A 17,911-nucleotide genomic window follows, 5' to 3' on the forward strand; every position below is an offset into this window, starting at 1 on the left:
CACACCCCGCCGGGGGCCCCGCACGGCCCCGTAGACTCGGGGGATTGTGACTGCCACCGCCCCGATCCCCCAGCCCTCGCCGTCCGCCCGGCTCTCCGCCGCGCCGGCCGGCTACCCCGCGCCGATGTACCCGCACAAGGCCACCGAGGAGCAGCACCGGGAGCGTCGCATCCGCAGCTTCCAGCCGCGCCGGGGCCGGATGACCAACGCCCAGGCCGGCGCGCTGGACCGCGGCTGGGAGACGTACGGCATCCCGATCGACGGCACCCCGCTCGACCTGCGGGAGCTGTTCGGCGAGCTGCCGGTGACGCTGGAGATCGGCTTCGGCATGGGCGAGACCACCGCCGCGATGGCCGCCGCCGACCCGGGCACGGGCATCCTCGCCGCCGACGTGCACACCCCGGGCCACGGCAACCTGCTCGGTCTGCTGGAGCGCGACGGCTCGGACAACGTCCGGCTGGCCGCCGGCGACGCGGTGATCCTGCTGCGCGACATGCTCCCGGACGCCTCGCTGGCCGGCCTGCGGGTCTTCTTCGCCGACCCGTGGCCCAAGCCCAAGCACCACAAGCGCCGGCTGGTCCAGGAGTCCTTCCTCGACCTGGTGCTGCCCCGGCTCGCCCCCGGCGCCCTGGTGCACTGCGCCACCGACTGGGAGCCGTACGCGGAGCAGATGCTGGCGGTGCTGTCCGCCTCGCCGGAGCTGGAGAACCTGCACCCCGAGGGTGACGGGACCGGCTGGCTGGAGCCCGCGGACCACCCGGACGGCAGCATCCCGGGCTACGCACCGCGACCGGAGTGGCGGCCGGTCACCAAGTTCGAACGGGCCGGGATCGCCAAGGGCCACGTGGTCCACGACCTGCTGTTCCGCCGGCGCTGACCCACCGGCCGCCGTTCGAACGGCGGCCGCGCGGCGGCCGTACGGACGTGCCCCGAACGGACGTTTCGTCCCGAGTCCTCCCGACGGGCGGCTGTCGTGGCCTACCCTGTGCCGCATGGGCAGCCCGTCCGGCGGCGGGTCCCGGCCGACCGCCCTGACGACGGTTCGGACGGCTGTTCGGGTCGCCGCCGACGCACCGGAGACGGTCCCGAGCACCGGCGACACCCGGACGATCCCGGGGCCCCGGTGGCGCCGGGACCGACGGCTGCTGCCCCGGCCGGGGGGCTCGTCACCGCCGACCGTGAGGGTCCTCGCCACCGCTTCCGCCGCCGTCGGCGCAGCCGGCGCCCCCGGAGGACCGCCGGGCCGCAGCCGCTCGACGGTGCTCTCCTCGGTCACCGCGACCGCCGTCCTGGTCCTGCTCGGCTGCGGCGTGCTGATCCTGCACCTCGTCCAGCGGCAGACCGGCACCGTCGGACTGCTGGTCGGCCTGGGGCTGGCGATGGTGCCGCTGCCCTTCGTGCTGGGCGGCCTGGCCTGGCTCAACCTCACCGCCCGGGTGCCGCTGCGGCACACCGCGTTCTGCCTCGCCTGGGGCGCCTGCGCCGCCACCACCGTCGCCATCCTCGCCAACAACTGGACGGCCAGCTACCTGACCAGGCACCGGGGCCCGCTCGGCGCGCTGCTCGGCGCCGGGATCGCCACCCCGGTGATCGAGGAGACCGCCAAGGCCACCGCCCTGCTGGTGCTGCTGCTGCCGCTCGGCCGACGACTGCGCTGCCGGGGCCTCCGCACCGGGCGCCCCTGCGCGCCGCTGCTGCACCGGTCGCCCGCGCCCCGGCGCCCCCGCCCGTACCCGCGCCGCGAGGTCGGGCCGCACGCCCGGGGCCGGCTGGGACTGCGCCCCTACCTGCGGCCGCTGCCCTACCTCTGCCCCGCCCCGCCGTCCGGCGGCGCACCGCACCGCCGCTCCCGGCCCCGCACCCTGGCCGCCGGGGTGGTGCTCGGCGGGACGACCGCCTGCGGCTTCGCCTTCACCGAGAACGCCCTCTACCTGGGCCGGGCCTTCACCAGCGACCAGCGGCAGCGGCTGGACAGCCTGGGCCTCGGCGATCCGCCCAGCCTGCGCGACTTCGACAGCACCGTGCAGACCTTCGTGCTGCGCGCCCTGCTCTCGCCCTTCGCCCACCCGCTGTTCACCGCGCTGACCGGGATCGGCCTGGCCGTCGCCCTGACCACCGGGCGGCGCTGGCTCGCCCGGCTGGCCGCACCGACCGGGCTGCTGCTGGCGATGGTGCTGCACGGCACCTGGAACGCCGCCGCCGACCTCGGCACGCACGGCTTCCTGGTGGTGTACGCGGCGCTGATGGTGCCCTGCTTCGTCGCGCTGGTCTGCTTCGCGGCCTGGGCGAGGGCCCGCTCGGCCCGGCACGGGGGACGGGGCGGGCGGCGGCCCGCCGAGCACCCTGCCGGGGGCGGCTGAGGCCTGCGGCAGGGGCTGCGCCGGGCCGGCGGCGGGGGTGCTCGCAGAACCGATTTCCCATCTCGGCGACTTCCACGTATTGTTGTGTTCACCGACGCGGGGTGGAGCAGCTCGGTAGCTCGCTGGGCTCATAACCCAGAGGTCGCAGGTTCAAATCCTGTCCCCGCTACTCAGTAGCACGAAAGGCCCGGAGGACTCGTCCTCCGGGCCTTTCGCGTTCCCGGGTACACGGAGAGCACGGTCCTGCCACGAAGCTGTAACAGCGGCGGAATGGAAGATCCCCGGCCTGACGGCTGACCCATACTGAGGAAAAATTCATCCAGTTGGGGGCGGCCCGGGGCCACCCCCGGGACAAGGAAGCACCAATGCTCTCGAAGCGCCTGGTCAGCACCGCCGCGATCTGCCTCGTCCTGGCAGCCGGCACCGCCGCGTGCGGCGACACCAAGGGCGACAGCAAGGGTGGCGGAGACTCCAAGGCGGCCGCCTCGCAGAAGCTCGACACCGACAAGCTCAGCGCGCAGGACATCGAGAAGCAGGCCAAGGACGCCCTGGCCGGCGCCACCGCCCTCAAGATCAGCGGCAACATGGTCGACGAGGACGGGAAGATGGAGATGAACCTGTCCCTGGACAACAAGAGCCAGTGCACCGGCACCATGTCGATGCCCGGCATGGGCAAGTTCGAGATCATCAGCGACGGCAAGACCTCCTACGTCAAGCCGGACGCCGACTTCTGGACCAACCTCGGCGGCCCGAACGGCGCCCAGGCGGCCGAGCTGTTCAAGGGCCGCTACCTGACCGGCTTCGACACCGACCCGGAGATGAAGTCCCTCTCCAGCGTCTGCAACCTGGCCGACTTCAGCAAGAAGATCACCGAGGACGACGGCACCGACAACAAGGTCGAGAAGGGCTCCGCCGGCAACGTCAACGGCGTGAAGACCTTCAGCCTCAAGTCCACCGACACCAAGGGCGGGGTGTCGACCATCTCCGTCGCCACCGAGGGCAAGCCGTACCCGGTCCGGATCGAGCACACCGGCGGCACGGACGGCAGCGGCCAGATCGACTTCTCCGACTTCGACAAGCCGCTGACCATCCAGGCCCCGTCGGCCGACAACGTCATCGACTTCGCCAAGTTCAAGAGCCAGTTCAAGACCGCCTGAGCGACGCGCCCGGATAAATCCGTTGCCCTCCCGACAGTGGCCTGCCTATGGTGGCGGCACACTGAAAGGAGGTGATCCTGAGTTGAGTACGACCAGGATGCGTGAGGTGGCTGCTCGCTAGAGCCGCCCCTGCCTGCGCGGGGTGAGGCCCCTGGCCTCCGGCAGGCGAAATCCATAGCAGTCACCCGGCCCGCAGGCTCACCGGTACATCCCCGGTGCCTCGGCGCCAGGCCAGTGCACGGGCCGGCGTCGCAGGAGCAGCCTGCGGGCTGTCTGCGTTTTCGGGGACCGTCGGTGTTTTCACGGGTCTTCCTGTCGTAGCCGGGGCGTGCTCCGGGCGTTTCCGTGGTGGGGCCGCAGCGCTAGAGTCGGCGCGGGGTTCCGGAGCGGAGCGGCACGGACACAGGGGGTGGGCGATGGCGGGGTCGCGGCGGCCGGGCGGCAGGTCGGCGATGCGCACGGCGCAGTGGGGTGCCGCCGGCGCACTGGCCGGGACGGGACTGATCGGACTGCTGCTGTTCGCGCTCGGCCGGGACGAGACCTGGCAGGCGCTCGGCGGCGGCCTGGTGGTGACCGGGGCCTCGACGGTGCTCGGCGGCGCGCTGGGCTTCCTGTTCGGGGTGCCCCGGGTGCGCGGTGGCTCGGACCAGCCGCAGGGCTCGTACGCGCCGAACACCAATCTGGAGCAGGTCTCGGACTGGCTGACCAAGGTGTTGCTGGGCGTCGGACTGACCCAGCTCGGCTCGCTCGGCGAGCGGCTGCACGAACTCGGGTCGGCGCTGGCGCCGGTGCTCGGCGGGGGCGACTCCGCGGTGCCGTTCGCGGCGGCGCTGGTGCTCTACTTCCTGGTCCTCGGCTTCCTCGCCGGCTGGCTGGTGACCAGGCTCGCGCTGCCCCGGGTGCTGAACGACGCCGACCGGGCGCTGGACCTCTTCCTCGCCGGGCAGGACCGCGACCGGCACGGCGACAAGGTCGGCGCGGACGACCTGCGGGTCCGCGCGATGCAGCAGCTCGGGCTGCTGGGCGGCAGCGCCGAGCACCCCGCCGCGCTGGCCGGGCAGCTGCCGCCTGCCTCGGGCTCGCCGGCCGGGCCGGAGGGCGTGGTGGCCGAGGTCCGTTCGACGGCGCGGCGCTCGGCACTGACCGCCGACCAGGTGCGGGGCCTCTTCACGGACGGCTCCGAGGGACGGCGGATCCAGGCGCTCGCGCTGATGCAGGGCGACCCCGCGCTGGCGGACCTGACGAGCGTGCTGGACGCGATCGAGCACCCGCGCTCGGGCTTCGAGCAGTACCACGCGCTGCTGGCCGCCCGGGGACTGCTCTCCCGGCTGCCGGCCGCCGGGGCGCAGCGGCTGCGGGACGCGGTGGCGGCGCAGCTGGTCGACCCGCGGGGCATTCCGTACGGGTCGGACCGCAGCTGGCTGGCGGAGAAGATCCTGTCCCGGCTGCAGGTGACGGCCTTCGTGCCGGCGCAGCCGGTGGGGCCGGCACCGGCGGCTGCGCCCGCGGCAGCGACCTCCCCGGCCTCCCCGGCCTCCCCGGCCTCCCCGGCCTCCCCGGACACCCAAGCCTCCCCGGACACCCAAGCCTCCCCGGACACCCCGGACTCCCCGGACGCGGCGGCGCCTTCGGCTCCGTCCTCCTCCGGTGCTGGGGGCGAGTCCTAGACCGTGAAGCGCAGTTCGGGCTGCTCCCACGGGGTCCTGGGCTGCGGCGGCCGGGTGCCGGTGCGCTCGGCGCCCATCCGAAGGTAGAAGCGCTCGGCGGGCGGGTGCGACACGACCTTGACCGAGGTGATCCCGGCCGCCCGGGCACGGTCCAGCATGTCCGCGATCAACTGCCGCCCGACGCCGAGCCCCTGGGTCTCGTCCGCGACGAACATCAGGTCCAGCTCGGCCGGTTCGCGGATCAGCGCGTAGAAGCCGAGCAGGCGGTCGTCGGTGCTGTCCATGGCCATCCGCACCTCGTGCCGCGCGAGGTAGTCGGGCGTCACCTGGTAGCCGTCGATCATCGCGAAGTACTCGCCGCGGTAGGCGCCGGAGGCCCGGATCAGCCCGGTGAGCCGGGCGGCGTCGGCCGCTTCGGCACGCCGGATCGTCATGTCGGTCATGCGGCGAGTATAGGCGGCCGTATAGTGGCTCAAGCGGCCAGTGACCATTACATGCCGAGTGGCCCCGCCCGGCGGCGGCGGTCGGCGGCCCGCAGCACCAGGACGCGGCGGGTGTGACCCCCCTCGGCCGGGGGGACGCGGTGGACCTCGCTGGCGATGCGGCGCTCGCCGAGGGCGTATCGCAGGGGGTCGAGGTGGGGGCAGCGGCGGCCCCGGGCGTCGCACAGCGGCTGGACGCGGACCTCGCCGTCCGGGGAGGTGACCCGGACCAGCTCGGTCAGGGCGGCCAACTGGAGCTCGGGGCCGAAGAGTTCGGGGTAGGCGAAGAGCAGGTAGCCGCTCAGGGTGAGGGCGAAGGTGCCGCCGGCGAAGGGCAGTCGGGGCAGCGCGGCGGCGACGTACCGCTGCGGGTGCGCGGCCGAGTCGGCGGCGAACAGCCGCCGGGCGCGGTCCCAGCTGCGCAGGTAGCGCTCGGGCCGGTGGGGGTGGGGCGAGGGGTAGAGGTACGGGCGGTCGGCCATCGCGGTGGCCATCGCCGCCCGGGCGGCCCGGGCGCGGGCCGCGACCACCGGCAGCGGCAGCGCGTACGCCGGGTCGGCGGCGATCACCCGGCAGCCCAGCTCGCGCGCCTCGGCGGCCAGGCCGGCCGCGCCGCCGGGGCAGTCCAGCAGCAGCCCGGGCAGAGCGGCGAGCCGGGCCCGGGTGAGGCCGAACAGCGCGCAGTACTCGTCCAGCGGACGGGAGGTGACCAGGACGTCCGGGGGTTCGGAGGGAGCCCGTTCGCGGGGGAACCGCTCCGCGGGGAACCGTTCGGTGGGAAAGCCTTCGGCGGCCACCCGGCCATCCGAACACGCGTCGGCCCCGCCCGCACCCGGAGGGCGGACGGGGCCGGACGGAGCGGACGGGGCCGGACGGGGCGGAACGGGGCCTGACGGCCGGTACCGGCTCAGCGGCCGAGCAGACCCTGGGCGGCCGCCCGGTTGACGTTGGTCAGACCACGGACCAGCTGCGCGGTGAGGAACACCAGCACCACCCCGACCAGCGAGACCGCGGCGATCTGCCACACCCCCTCGACGTAGTAGACGTGCCGCGCGTGGTGGCTGTCGGTGTAGTCGAACACCTGGTACCCGCGCCAGTCGGTGAAGGTCGGGAAGACCCAGTGGTAGACGGGGTAGAGCGCCATCGCCCAGCCGACCAGCAGGAACACCAGCGTCATGGTGAAGCTGAAGATCGCCCAGGGGAACATCACCACCTGGTGCAGCGCGGCCTTCCAGCCCGCCGGGTCCGCCAGCCGCGCGGTGATCGCCCCCCAGCTGCCCGGGCGGACCCGGCGCGCCGGCTTCGGGCCGGGGACGTCCAGGGCCAGCATGCCGCGCACCCGGGCCCGCTCCAGTCGGCCGAAGCCCCGGCCGGCGACGGTCAGGGCGGCCAGGACGGGCAGGCCGAGGGCGGTGACGAAGGTGCCGAGACCGAGGCAGAACAGGGCGATCGCGACGGCGAACCCGGCGATCGCCACCGGCAGGCCGGTGAGCACGTACCCGATCTCGCGGTAGTAGTGCGCGGAGAACGGCGCCGCCAGGAAGGCCGGCGGCTGTTCCGTCCGGTGGGCCCGGTCGGGACGCGGCTCGGCGTCGTACCCGCCCAGGACGTCGAACTCGTGGTCCAGTGTGCTTCGGCTGCTGCTCATCTCCCGGCCCCCGGCCCTTCGTTGTGACGGTCGTTCGCGTTCCCTGACGTCGTCCAGTCTGGTCGAACGGCCGGGGCCCGGGGCATCCGGAGGCCTGGCGGATCGGAGGTGGGGTTAACCCCCCGCCCCTTCGGGCCGCCGCTCGGCCGGACGGCGGTCGGCCGGGCCCGGCCACGCGTCGGCGAGCAGCACGTAGTGGTCCGAGCCGGACCGCTCGCCGTCCGGGAGCCGGTCCTGCCGCGCCCGCTCCTCCGGCCGGAACCCGAGTCCGGTGAGCACCTTGGCGGCGGCCGCGTTGGCCGTCTCGGCCCGGGCCGTCAACCGGTGCAGGCCCAGGACGCCGAAGCCGAGGACGCAGAGCAGGGCGGTGACCTCGCGCCCGTGGCCGCTCCCCTGGAACTCGTGGCCGAGGACGCAGCCGAGGTCGGCGGCGCCGTGTTCCCCGAGGGTGAGCGAGGCCTGGCCGATCGGGGTCGCGTCCCGCGGCTCCTCGGCGTCGGCGAGCCTGGTGACGGCGAGCCGGTAGGTGTCCCGCTGCTCGGCCATCGCCTCCTCCAGGTAGAGCTCGATCTGGTCGGCGCAGGTCTCACGGTCGTGCGGCTCGAACGGCAGGTGCCGGGTGACCTCCGGGTCGCCGAACAGCGCGTGCAGGGCGTCCACGTCGCCGTCGGTGTGGTGGTACTCGCGGATGGCCAGCCGGGGGCCGGTGAGTCGTACGGGGACCATGGCTGCCGACCCTACCCGCCCCCGGCGGCTACCGTTCGGACTATGAACGACGAAGACCTGCGGCTCGCCCCGCGCACCAGGGCCGCCGACCTGCTCGCCTGGGCGGCCGAGCAGGGCCGCACGCCGGTGGCCGAGGGGCCGCTGCGCGCGGTGCTGGCGCTGCTGGAGCTGGGCGAGAGCAGGATGCACGACGGCTGGCCCGAACTGACCTCCGACGCGGTGGAGCACCTGCTGTACGAGCGCCTCCACCTGTACGTCCAACCCGCGCCCGAGGAGGACCCGCTCGCGTACGGCGAGGCGGTCCGGCTGCTGATCGACCACCAGCGGGCGGTGCGGCGGCTCAACGCCAAGCGCCAGGAGCGGCTGCACGCCGAGGCCGAGTGGCAGGGCGAGGTCGCGGCCGGGCTGCTGCGCCGCGCCGACCTGGTGACCTGGCCCCGGCTGTACGCGCTGCTGCTGCACGCGCACGGGGTGGACGTCGCGGACGGGGCGGCGGTGCGGGACTGGCTGACCGGCTTCGCCGGGCTGGCGGAGGAGGAGCGGCTGGCCGCGTACGAGGCGCTGGTGCCCACCGGCTGGCTGGACGAGCCGGACGAGCAGGGCTGGGGACCGGGACGGGTGCTGTCGGTCGGCATGGCCACGGACGGCGCCCGGCGGCTGCTGGAGCAGGGCCTGATGCGGCGCAGCTACCGCAACCTGGCCGAGCTGACCGCGCTCGGGCGCCCGATGCCGGACGAACTGGCCGGGGACTTCGGGCACTTCGAGGACTCGGCGGTCGACGCGGCACTCGACCTGTTCGGGGAGTGGACGGTGCCCGGGCTGCCGCGGCTGCTGGTGGCGGAGTTCCCGGAGCTGGCGCCGGAGCCGGGCCAGGAGGAGATCGACGCCTACCTGGCGCAGCTGCCCGCCGAGGAGTAGCCGCGTGGAAACGGGAAGCCCCCGGCCGTGCGGCCGGGGGCTTCCGGGTGGCTGTTGCGGGCTTCCGGGAGGCCGCTACGGGCCTCCGGGTGTCCGTTACGGGTTGAGGCCGTGCTGCTGGAGCCAGGGCTCCGGGTCGACCGGGGCGCCGCCGCCGGGGCGGACCTCCAGGTGCAGGTGCGGGCCGGTGACGTTGCCGGTCGCGCCGACCTTGCCGATCTGCTGGCCGGAGGTGACCTTGCCGGAGCCCGCGATGATCGAGGAGAGGTGGCAGTACCAGATCTCGGTGCCGTCGGGCAGGGTCTCGACGATCCGGTAGCCGTAGGAGCCGGACCAGCCGGCCGAGGTGATGGTGCCCTGGCCGAGCGCGTAGACCGGGGTGCCGGTGTCGGCGGCGAAGTCCAGGCCGGTGTGCAGGTTGGCCCAGTAGCGGGCGCTCTGGCCGTAGTGGGCGGAGAGCCGGTAGTCCTTCACCGGGAGGGTGAGGGCGGCGGCCCGCTTGGCCTCCGCCTCCTCGGCGGCGCGCTTGGCCTCGGCCTCCTTGGCGGCGGCCTTGGCCTCGGCCTCCTGCGCGGCCTGCACGCGGGCGGTCTCCTCGGCGGCGGTGCGCTGGCTGTCGGCCTGCTGCTGGATGCGGGCGGCGAGCGCGAGGCCGGGGTCGGCGGAGAGGGCGACCGGCGTCTCGTCCGGGGCCTCGACGGCGGGTGCGGCGGCCGGGGTGGCCGAGGCGAAGCCGGTGGCGCCCAGGGTGGCGGCGACGGCGGTGACGCCGAGCAGCGGGGAGGTGCCGCGGACCTGACGCGGCATCCGGTGCCGGTTGGTCTCGGCCTCCGGGCCGAGGGCCTCGGGGCCGTCCGCACCGGGGTGGTCGAGGAGCTGGGTACCGGCTGCGGGGCCGGCCGGGTGTGCCGGAGTGTGCGTCGACGCCACGGAGGCGCGCTCCTTTCCTTCCTTCGCGCCTACCGGGTTAGCTGACGGGTTCGGAGCAGGAAGGTCTCCTACGGCCGGGCCGGGGCCCCGCCGATTCACCCCAAGGAACGTGGTTCCCCGGCTCCCTGACCTGCCCGGAGGCCGGCCGGCGGGATTAGGCGACGGCGCACGGTGCCGTCTGGGTACGGCGTTGACAACCGCGCTGCGTTATCAAACGTTAATCCTAGGACGCTCTGATTCCAAGCCATCCGTCCGGGACGGCCGTGGAGCGAGTGATAGGACGTCAACGAACGACCCTTCGACACGAGCACTCCATCTGAGTACTCCTACTCATGTGCGGCCCGGCCGGGCGGCCGCATCCTGACGCCATGAGCGCACCGATGCAGAACCGCACGACGGCCGCCTACTACATCCAGGCCATCCTCTCCTTCGCCCTGTCGGGCACGGCCCTCGCCGTCGGGATCGCCTACCTGCCGGTCGGCGGGTGGACCCGGGCGTTCCTCGGGATCGGCCTCCTCTACACCGTCAGCTCCGCGTTCACCCTGGCGAAGGTGGTCCGGGACCGACAGGAGACGAACGAGATCGTCAGCCGGGTCGACCAGGCCCGGCTGGAGAAGCTGCTCAGCGAGCACGACCCGTTCAAGGTCGAGGGGGTCTGAGGCGGGCCGCCCGACACCCCCTCCCCCTCCGCCGCGATCGAGCACTTGACGGCTAAGGCTATTAGCCTTAGCTTTATGGCTATCGGCAGCACCGCCGATGCCCGCAGCGGAGGACCGAGGAGGCCCACCATGAACGCCACCATCACCCCGGACACCCAGTACCTGACCCTCCCCGGCGGGCGGATCGCCTTCGACGACACCCGGCAGGGCGACGGCACCCCCGTCGTCCTGCTGCCCGGCATGCTCGACAGCCGCGCCGCGTACCGGCACCTCCGCCCGCTGCTCGTCGCCGCCGGCCACCGGGTCGTCACCATGGACCTGCGCGGCTTCGGCGAGTCGTCCATCGCCTGGGACGACTACGACCCCGCCGCGATCGCCGACGACGTCCTCGCCCTGCTCGACCACCTCGGCATCGAGCGCGCCGTCCTCGCCGGGAACTCCTACACCGGCGCGACGGTCGTCAAGGTCGCCGGGGACGCGCCGGAGCGGGTCGCCGGGATCGTCCTGATCGACGCCTTCGTCGAGAACCCGCAGCCCGGCGCCCTGATGCGCGGCGTCCTCGGCCTGATGGGCGCGGCGCTCGTCCACTGGCCCGCCTTCTGGGGCTTCTACCTGCGCCGGATGGCCTTCCCCGGCGCCAAGCCCGCCGACTTCGACGCCTACGTGAACGGGCTGGTCGCCGCGCTGCGCACCCCGGGCCGCAAGACCGCCACCCGCGGGTACGTCACCGGGAACTCCTCGCCGGTCGGCTGGACGGCCGCCGTGCGGTGCCCGGCGCTGGTGGTCATGGGCAGCAAGGACCCCGACTTCCCGAAGCCGGAGCTCGTCGCCGACCGGCAGGTCGCGGCGCTGGGCGCGCGGAAGGCGATGATCGAAGGGTCCGGGCACTACCCGATGGCCGACGACCCGCAGGCCACCGCGGACGCCCTGCTGCCCTTCCTCGCCGAACTCGCCTGACCGCCCGACCGCCCGGCCCACCCGGCCCGCCACAGGCCCACCACCGACCGGCCACCGGGGGCCGACCCACGGCGGGACCGCCGCCCGACCACCGCCGACTCCCGCACGAGAGAAGCCCGAACCATGCCCCGCATAGGACTGACCCCCGACCAGGTCGTCGACCACGCCATCGCCCTCCTGGACGAACAGGGCACCGAAGCCCTCACCCTCGCCGCGGTCGCCGCCCGGGCCGGCGTCGCCACCCCCTCGCTGTACAAGCACGTCAGCGGTGGCCTCGCCGAACTGCGGCGGCTGATCGCCGTCCGGGTCACCGGGGAACTGGCCGACTGCCTCGCCGCCGCCGCGGTCGGCCGCAGCGGGGACGACGCCGTCGCGGCCGTCCTGCGCGCCTACCACGCGTACGCCACCGAGCACCCGCACCGCTACAACGCCCTCCCCCAGGCCCCGCAGCCCGACGACGACCTCGCCGAAGCGGCCGCGCGACTCGTCGGCGTGATCATCGCCGTCCTGCGGGAGTACGGGCTCGACGGCTCCGAGGCGATCCACGCCGCCCGGACCGTCCGCTCCCTGGCCCACGGCTTCGCCTCCCTCAGCACCGCCGGTGCCTTCCGGCTCGCCGAGGACCTCACCACCACCCAGGACCGCCTCATCGCCACCCTCACCACCGGCCTCCGCGCCTGGCCCGCCTGACGGGCCGCCCACGCACCCGGCGGACCGGCGGACACCGGGGGCGTCGAGCCGGCCGACCCCCCGCGGCGCCCCGACGGAGGACGGGTGGACGCCGGAGGAAACGCCGGAGGAAACGCCGGGGGAAACGCCGGGGGAAACGCCGGGGGAGGCGCCGGGGGAGGCGCCGAGGGGAGGCATCGAGGGAAGACGCCGCCGGCCCCGAGGATCCGCTTTCGCGACATCCTGCACACAGGCCCCACACATCCCAGGGCGCGAACCGGCCATCGGGTGGGTTCGGGACGGGTGGCGGCCGACCCGGCGGAGCCGCCCCGAGGGCTTGCCCCAGAGGGCGATCGGGGACGAACGAGTCCGGAATGCGGGCGGATTGACTTGATTTTGACGAGATCCGGTCACTTGGCGAGATCCGTTCACACCTTCGTAGGATCATCACCCTAGAATTCGCCGCGTGACGATGACTCAGTGGTCAGTAACGGCAACCGGCGTGCTCGCCGTCCTCGCCCTCGTGGCCGCCGCGCGCTACCACGCCGTGTCCGTCACCCAGCGCGGCCGCGCCGACCGGCTGCAGCACGAACTCGCCCGGCTCCAGGAACAGCTCACCGCCGAACTCTCCCGCCGGGGCGTGGACCTGGCCGCCGTCCAGCACGAGCAGGAACTCACCGCCTCCACCCAGCGCGCCTTCCTCAGCGTGGCCCGCCGGATCCTGGTGATGGCCCACGACCAGCAGGCGCTGCTGGACGAGATGGAACGCACCCACGACGACCCGGCACTGCTGGAGGGCCTGCTCAAGGCCGACCACGCGGCCGCCCAACAGGCCAGGCTCGCCCAGACCCTGGCCGTGCTGTGCGGCGCCCGGGCCGGCCGGCACTGGCCGGAGCCGGTCACCCTGGAGGACGTCGTCCGCGGCGCCCAGTCGCGCATCCTGCCGTTCCAGCGGGTGGTGGTCCGCAGCCGGATCGAGACCGCGGTGGTCGGCGCCGCGGCCGAGGCGCTGATCCACGCGATCGCCGAGCTGCTGGACAACGCCACCCGCTACTCCCCGCCCAGCACCCAGGTGTTCGTCACCCTGATGCCGGTGCACAACGGCGCCGTCATCGAGATCGACGACGGCGGCGTCGGCATGCCCGAGCAGGCCGTCGCCAAGGCCGCCGCCGCGCTCGCCGGCGGCAGCACCCTGGAGGTCTCCCGCCTCGGCGAGGTCCCGCAGCTGGGCCTGGCCGCGGTCGGCCGGCTCGCCGAGCAGTACGGCTTCCGGGTCACCCTCAGCTCGGCGCCCTCCCCGTACGGCGGTGTCCGCGTGGTCATCCTGCTGCCGAACGCGCTGCTCACCGAGCCGCTGCCGCCCACCGTCCCCGGCTTCGGGCCGGGCGACCCGGCGTTCAGCCCCGGCCCCGGGCCGGCCTCCCCGGCCGACCACCCCCTGCTGGAGACCCCGCCACCCGGCCGGGCCCCGGTCGGCGGCGACACCCCACCGCCGCTGCCCCGCCGCAGCCACCGGCGCGACCGCGCCAACCGGCCCGCCCAGCACGCGGCTCCCCCGCCGCCCGCCCCGCCGTACCGCTCGGCCCGGGACGCGCAGACGTTCATGGCGATGTTCCAGGCCGGGACCGCCAGCGGCCGGTCGGCCGCCCGGGGCCAGGGCCGGAACGCACCCGGCCCCTCCTGACCACTCCCGCACGCTTCCCCCGACTCCCCCCGACTCCCCAGCGCTCCGGAGAACTCCATGACCACCACGCCTGATCTCGGTTGGCTGCTCGCCGACATCATCAATGTCCCGCAGGTCCAGCACGCCGTCGTCGTCTCCAACGACGGCCTGGAGATCGGCCGCAGCGCGGGCATCGCGCGCGAGGACGCCGAACGGCTCGCCGCCGCCTGCTCCGGCCTGCAGTCCCTGGCCCGCGGCGTCGCGACGGGCTTCGGCGGACCGGGCAGCGCCACCCGCCAGATCATCATCGAGTACGGCGGCGGCTACCTCTTCATCGTCGCCGCCGGGGCCGGTGCGCACCTGGCCGTGGTGACCAGCGAGGCGGTGGACGCCGGCCTGGTCGCCTACCAGATGCAGGTCCTGGTCGAGCGGATCGGAGCCCACCTCACCAGCCCGCCGCGCGTCGACCACGCGGCGGGGGGCCACCGGTGAGCGGGCCGGTCCGGCCGTACGTCATCACCGGTGGCCGCAGCCGCTCCACCCGCCCCGAGCTGGCCCTGGAGAGCCTGGTCAGCGCGTTACCCGAGCCTCCGGAACTGCCCGAGCACGTGCTGCTGAACCGTGAGCACCGGCGCATCCTCGGACTCTGCCACAGCCTGCTGTCCATCGCCGAGGTGGCGGCCCACCTGGGGCTGCCGCTCGGCGTCGTCAAGGTGCTGGTCGGGGACCTGTGGGACCTCGGCGCCGTGCAGGTGCTCCCACCCGTCCCGCAGGCCGAACGCCTGCCCACAACCCTTCTGGAAGAGGTGCTCGTTGGCCTCCGCCAACTCCGCTGAAGCCGCCCCCGGGGCCGCCGGGTCCGCCGACGGGCCGCAGTACCTGCCGTCCTCGGTGCAGGGCGCGGTCAAGATCCTCGTCACCGGCCCGTTCGGGGTCGGCAAGACCACCCTGGTCGGCTCGCTGAGCGAGATCACCCCGCTGCGCACCGAGGAGACCATGACCGCCGCCAGCAGCGGCGTCGACGACCTCACCGGGCGCGGCGGCAAGACGACCACCACGGTCGCGCTGGACTTCGGCCGGATCACGCTCAACCCCCGGCTCGCGCTGTACCTGTTCGGCACCCCCGGGCAGCAGCGGTTCTGGCCGCTCTGGGACGACCTGTCGCGCGGCGCGCTCGGCGCCATCGCCATGGTCGACCTGCGCCGGCCGGACGAGAGCTTCGACGTCCTCGGCCGGCTGGAGGAGCAGCGCATCCCGTTCGCGGTGGCGGTCAACACCTTCCCGGACACACCGAGTTACCCGGAGGAGGAACTGCGCACGGCGCTGGACCTGCTGCCGGACGTACCGATCCTGTTCTGCGACGCTCGCGACCGGCGGCAGTCCTACGACCTGCTGATCGACTTCGTCGACCACCTGCACCGCAACTCGATCCTGGAGCTGCAGGGATGAACGCCTCCGACCCCGGGGCCGCGGGCGCCCACGGCTGCCCCGTCGCCCACGGCGGCAGCCTGCCCGGCGGCCTGCCGGTGGGCGTGCCGCTGACCCCGCTGCACGGCACGGCGGTAGCCGAGGACCCGCACGGCCTGTACGCCCGGCTGCGCGCTCACTACGGCCCGGTCGCACCGATCGAGCTGGAGCCCGGCGTCGAGGCCTGGCTCGTCCTCGGCTACGCCGAACTGCTCGAACTCACCCGCAACGAGGCGCTGTTCTCCAAGGACTCGCGCCGCTGGCGGGTGCCCGCCGAGGGCCGGCTGGCCGCCGACTCCCGGCTGCTGACGATGACCGCCTGGCGCCCGACGCTGCTCAACCTGGACGGCGCCGAGCACCAGCGGCTGCGCTCCGCCGTCTCGGACACCCTCGCCCAGATCGACCACCACCAGCTGCGCGGCACCACCGAGGCCGCCGCCAACGGCCTGATCGACAGCTGGGGGCCGGACGGCACCGCCGACCTGATCGCCCAGTACGCGCGGCGGCTGCCGCTGCTGGTCTTCACCCAGCTGATCGGCCTGTCCGCCGAGGCCGGGCCCCGACTGGTCGAACTGATCAGCCACTTCGTGGACAGCAGCGCCGAGTCCCAGCGGGCCGGCGCCGAGTTCCAGGCGATCCTGGTCGACCTGGTCCGGCGCCGCCGGGCCGCGCCCAGCGCCGACCTCACCTCCTGGCTGCTCGCCCACCCGGCCGGGCTGACCGACGAGGAGGCGGTGCACCACCTGGTGGTGCTGATGGTCGCGGGCAACGAGACCTCGATCAACTGGATCGGCAACACCCTGCGGCTGCTGCTCACCGACCGGCGGTTCCGGGCCACCCTCACCGGCGGCCGGCTCACCGTGTCCGACGCGCTGGAGGAGGTGCTCTGGCGCGACCCGCCGACGCAGAACTTCCCCGGCCGCTGGGCCACCGGCGACACCGTGCTCGGCGGCCAGTACATCAGCGCCGGCGACATGCTGGTCCTCGGCCTGGCCGCGGCCAACGCCGACCCGGCCGCCCAGGGCGTCTCCGCCGCCGCCCAGGGCTCGCTCGGCGGCAACCGGGCGCACCTCGCCTGGGGCGCGGGCCGGCACGTCTGCCCGGCCCAGCACCCGGCCCGGATCATCGTCGAGACCGCCGTCGAGACCCTGCTGCACCGGCTGCCCGACCTCCAACTCGCCGTCCCGCCGGGCGAGCTGTCCTGGCGCCCGTCCCCGTGGTCGCGGGCCCTGACCGCCCTGCCGGTGCTGTACAGCGCCTTCACCCCGCCCCGCCCGCCAGCCCCCGAGAGGCCCGCATGGACACCGCCGTCGATCCCGCAGGAGCCCGACCCGAGCCCGTCCGACTCGACCCCTTCGGAGGCGACCAGCACGGAGAGAACGCCCGACTCCGCGCGGCCGGCCCCGCGGTCCTGGTGGAACTCCCTGGCGGGGTGGTGGTCTGGGCGATAACCCACCACGACACCCTCCAGACGCTGCTCGCCGACCCCCGGGTCGGCAAGAACCCCCGGCTGTGGACGACGTTCCGGGAGGGGCGGCTCCCGGAGGGCTGGCCGCTGACCAACTTCGTCTCCGTGCCCGGCATGGTCACCGCCGACGGGGACGACCACCGGCGGCTGCGCGGACTGGTCTCCCAGGCGTTCACCCCGCGCCGGATAGCCGCCCTGGCACCGGCGATCGAGGCCAGGACGATCGCGCTGCTCGACCGGGTCGCCGAGCTGGAGGGCGAGTTCGACCTCCGCGAGCACTTCGCCTACCCGCTGCCGATGCAGGTGATCGGCGAACTGCTCGGCCTCGCGCTGGAGCAGCAGGACCGGCTGCACGCGCTGTCCGACACCCTGGTCTCCAGCTCGGCCACCCCGGCGGCGGCCGTCGCCGCGCAGCGGGACCTGAACGCGCTGCTGGCCTCCGTGGTGGCCGCCAAGCGGGCCGAGCCCGGCGACGACCTGACCACCGACCTGATCGCCGCCCGCGAGGCCGGCCCGAGCACGGACCGGCAGCAGCTCAGCGAGGCCGAACTGGTCGGCACCCTGCTGCTGATGCTGGTCGCCGGGCACGAGACCACGCTCAACCTGATCACCAACGCCGTCCGCGCCCTGCTCGCCCACCCGGACCAGCTGCAGCTCGTCCTGGACGGCGCGCAGCCGTGGTCGGCGGTGGTCGAGGAGACGCTGCGCTACGACTCGCCGGTCGGGCAGTTCCCGCTGCGCTACGCGGTCGAGGACATCGAGGTCGGCGACGTGGTCATCCGGCGCGGCGAGGCGCTGCTGGCCTCGTACGCGGCGGCCGGGCGCGACGCCGGGCACCACCCCGACGCCGACCGCTTCGACCTCACCCGGCAGCCCGCCCGGCACCTGTCGCTCGGCCACGGCCCGCACTTCTGCCTCGGCTCCGGGCTGGCCCGGCTGGAGGCCGAGACGGCGCTGCGGCACCTGTTCGGGCGCTTCCCCTGGCTGGCCCTGGCGGAGGGCCGGACGAACGAGCCGATCGCGTCGTTCGTCAGCAACAGTGTGCGGACCCTGTGGGTGAGCGTCCGGCCCGCCGGGTGACCTGAGGGCGGCCCGGTCGTTCGGCAGTGCATGACGAACCACGGCACCAAGAACGACGGC

19 protein-coding genes, 1 tRNA gene and 1 riboswitch are annotated in these 17,911 nt (G+C 74.3%); of the genes, 15 read left to right on the plus strand and 5 right to left on the minus strand.

Annotated features, from left to right (window positions below; all coding sequences use genetic code 11):
- Nucleotides 1-46: 46 nt before the first annotated feature.
- The 5 genes from trmB to ACIGG8_RS36520 all read left to right on the plus strand — a co-directional run bounded on the left by trmB (nt 47) and on the right by ACIGG8_RS36520 (nt 5,184).
- Nucleotides 47-877, plus strand: a complete 831-nt coding sequence (gene trmB, locus ACIGG8_RS36500; RefSeq protein WP_350525376.1) for a tRNA (guanosine(46)-N7)-methyltransferase TrmB — start codon at nt 47-49, stop codon at nt 875-877.
- A 115-nt stretch (nt 878-992) separates the two neighbouring features.
- Nucleotides 993-2,360, plus strand: coding sequence for a PrsW family intramembrane metalloprotease (locus ACIGG8_RS36505; protein WP_396552914.1), 1,368 nt, complete (start codon nt 993-995; stop codon nt 2,358-2,360).
- A gap of 95 nt (nt 2,361-2,455) precedes the next feature.
- Nucleotides 2,456-2,529: transfer RNA gene (locus ACIGG8_RS36510), tRNA-Met, on the plus strand.
- Between the two features lie 196 nt (nt 2,530-2,725).
- Entirely contained in the window at nt 2,726-3,517 is a 792-nt protein-coding gene (locus ACIGG8_RS36515) for a hypothetical protein (RefSeq protein ID WP_396552915.1), read from the plus strand.
- 452 nt (nt 3,518-3,969) lie between these two features.
- Nucleotides 3,970-5,184, plus strand: a complete 1,215-nt coding sequence (locus ACIGG8_RS36520; RefSeq protein WP_396552916.1) for a hypothetical protein — start codon at nt 3,970-3,972, stop codon at nt 5,182-5,184.
- On the opposite strand, the gene ACIGG8_RS36525 is transcribed toward ACIGG8_RS36520, so the two are convergent.
- The 4 genes from ACIGG8_RS36525 to ACIGG8_RS36540 all read right to left on the minus strand — a co-directional run bounded on the left by ACIGG8_RS36525 (nt 5,181) and on the right by ACIGG8_RS36540 (nt 8,040).
- Nucleotides 5,181-5,627: a GNAT family N-acetyltransferase gene (locus tag ACIGG8_RS36525; RefSeq protein WP_396552917.1), complete on the minus strand. Its 447-nt coding sequence runs from the start codon at nt 5,625-5,627 to the stop codon at nt 5,181-5,183. The two genes, ACIGG8_RS36520 and ACIGG8_RS36525, sit on opposite strands and share 4 nt — an antisense overlap.
- 47 nt (nt 5,628-5,674) lie before the next feature.
- Nucleotides 5,675-6,463 carry a hypothetical protein gene (locus ACIGG8_RS36530; protein ID WP_396552918.1) on the minus strand — a complete coding sequence of 263 codons (789 nt, stop codon included), beginning with the start codon at nt 6,461-6,463 and terminating at the stop codon, nt 5,675-5,677.
- A gap of 110 nt (nt 6,464-6,573) precedes the next feature.
- Nucleotides 6,574-7,314: a sensor domain-containing protein gene (locus ACIGG8_RS36535; protein WP_396552919.1), complete on the minus strand. Its 741-nt coding sequence runs from the start codon at nt 7,312-7,314 to the stop codon at nt 6,574-6,576.
- Nucleotides 7,315-7,428: 114 nt separating this feature from the next.
- A complete protein-coding gene (locus ACIGG8_RS36540; RefSeq protein WP_396552920.1) occupies nt 7,429-8,040 on the minus strand; it encodes a GNAT family N-acetyltransferase in 612 nt (203 codons plus the stop codon).
- A 42-nt stretch (nt 8,041-8,082) separates the two neighbouring features.
- Between ACIGG8_RS36540 and ACIGG8_RS36545 the strand changes: the two genes are divergently transcribed.
- On the plus strand, nt 8,083-8,958 hold the full coding sequence (locus tag ACIGG8_RS36545) for a hypothetical protein (RefSeq protein WP_396552921.1): 876 nt from the start codon (nt 8,083-8,085) through the stop codon (nt 8,956-8,958).
- A 96-nt stretch (nt 8,959-9,054) separates the two neighbouring features.
- Here ACIGG8_RS36545 and ACIGG8_RS36550 read toward each other — a convergent pair whose 3' ends face one another.
- Complete coding sequence (locus tag ACIGG8_RS36550; RefSeq protein WP_350525385.1) at nt 9,055-9,888, minus strand: M23 family metallopeptidase; 834 nt, start codon at nt 9,886-9,888, stop codon at nt 9,055-9,057.
- A gap of 12 nt (nt 9,889-9,900) precedes the next feature.
- Nucleotides 9,901-10,059, minus strand: a riboswitch (cyclic di-AMP (ydaO/yuaA leader).
- A gap of 197 nt (nt 10,060-10,256) precedes the next feature.
- Here ACIGG8_RS36550 and ACIGG8_RS36555 point away from each other — a divergent pair.
- The 9 genes from ACIGG8_RS36555 to ACIGG8_RS36595 all read left to right on the plus strand — a co-directional run bounded on the left by ACIGG8_RS36555 (nt 10,257) and on the right by ACIGG8_RS36595 (nt 17,851).
- On the plus strand, nt 10,257-10,547 hold the full coding sequence (locus ACIGG8_RS36555; protein WP_350525386.1) for a YiaA/YiaB family inner membrane protein: 291 nt from the start codon (nt 10,257-10,259) through the stop codon (nt 10,545-10,547).
- A 129-nt stretch (nt 10,548-10,676) separates the two neighbouring features.
- The gene (locus ACIGG8_RS36560) at nt 10,677-11,504 is read left to right on the plus strand and encodes an alpha/beta fold hydrolase (protein ID WP_396552922.1); all 828 of its coding nucleotides are present in this window, start codon (nt 10,677-10,679) and stop codon (nt 11,502-11,504) included.
- A 123-nt stretch (nt 11,505-11,627) separates the two neighbouring features.
- A complete protein-coding gene (locus ACIGG8_RS36565) occupies nt 11,628-12,194 on the plus strand; it encodes a TetR-like C-terminal domain-containing protein (protein WP_350525388.1) in 567 nt (188 codons plus the stop codon).
- A 451-nt stretch (nt 12,195-12,645) separates the two neighbouring features.
- A complete protein-coding gene (locus tag ACIGG8_RS36570) occupies nt 12,646-13,857 on the plus strand; it encodes an ATP-binding protein (RefSeq protein WP_350525436.1) in 1,212 nt (403 codons plus the stop codon).
- A gap of 57 nt (nt 13,858-13,914) precedes the next feature.
- Complete coding sequence (locus ACIGG8_RS36575; RefSeq protein ID WP_350525389.1) at nt 13,915-14,328, plus strand: roadblock/LC7 domain-containing protein; 414 nt, start codon at nt 13,915-13,917, stop codon at nt 14,326-14,328.
- The gene (locus tag ACIGG8_RS36580; protein WP_350525390.1) at nt 14,325-14,672 is read left to right on the plus strand and encodes a DUF742 domain-containing protein; all 348 of its coding nucleotides are present in this window, start codon (nt 14,325-14,327) and stop codon (nt 14,670-14,672) included. The genes ACIGG8_RS36575 and ACIGG8_RS36580 overlap by 4 nt, the downstream gene beginning before the upstream one ends.
- Nucleotides 14,650-15,285 carry an ATP/GTP-binding protein gene (locus tag ACIGG8_RS36585; protein WP_350525391.1) on the plus strand — a complete coding sequence of 212 codons (636 nt, stop codon included), beginning with the start codon at nt 14,650-14,652 and terminating at the stop codon, nt 15,283-15,285. Before ACIGG8_RS36580 ends, ACIGG8_RS36585 begins: the two co-directional genes overlap by 23 nt.
- Entirely contained in the window at nt 15,282-16,754 is a 1,473-nt protein-coding gene (locus ACIGG8_RS36590) for a cytochrome P450 (protein ID WP_350525392.1), read from the plus strand. Before ACIGG8_RS36585 ends, ACIGG8_RS36590 begins: the two co-directional genes overlap by 4 nt.
- The gene (locus tag ACIGG8_RS36595) at nt 16,718-17,851 is read left to right on the plus strand and encodes a cytochrome P450 (protein ID WP_396552923.1); all 1,134 of its coding nucleotides are present in this window, start codon (nt 16,718-16,720) and stop codon (nt 17,849-17,851) included. Before ACIGG8_RS36590 ends, ACIGG8_RS36595 begins: the two co-directional genes overlap by 37 nt.
- Nucleotides 17,852-17,911: the final 60 nt, after the last annotated feature.

It is taken from the genome of Kitasatospora sp. NPDC085464 (genome assembly GCF_044541955.1).
Classification (GTDB): Bacteria; Actinomycetota; Actinomycetes; order Streptomycetales; family Streptomycetaceae; genus Kitasatospora.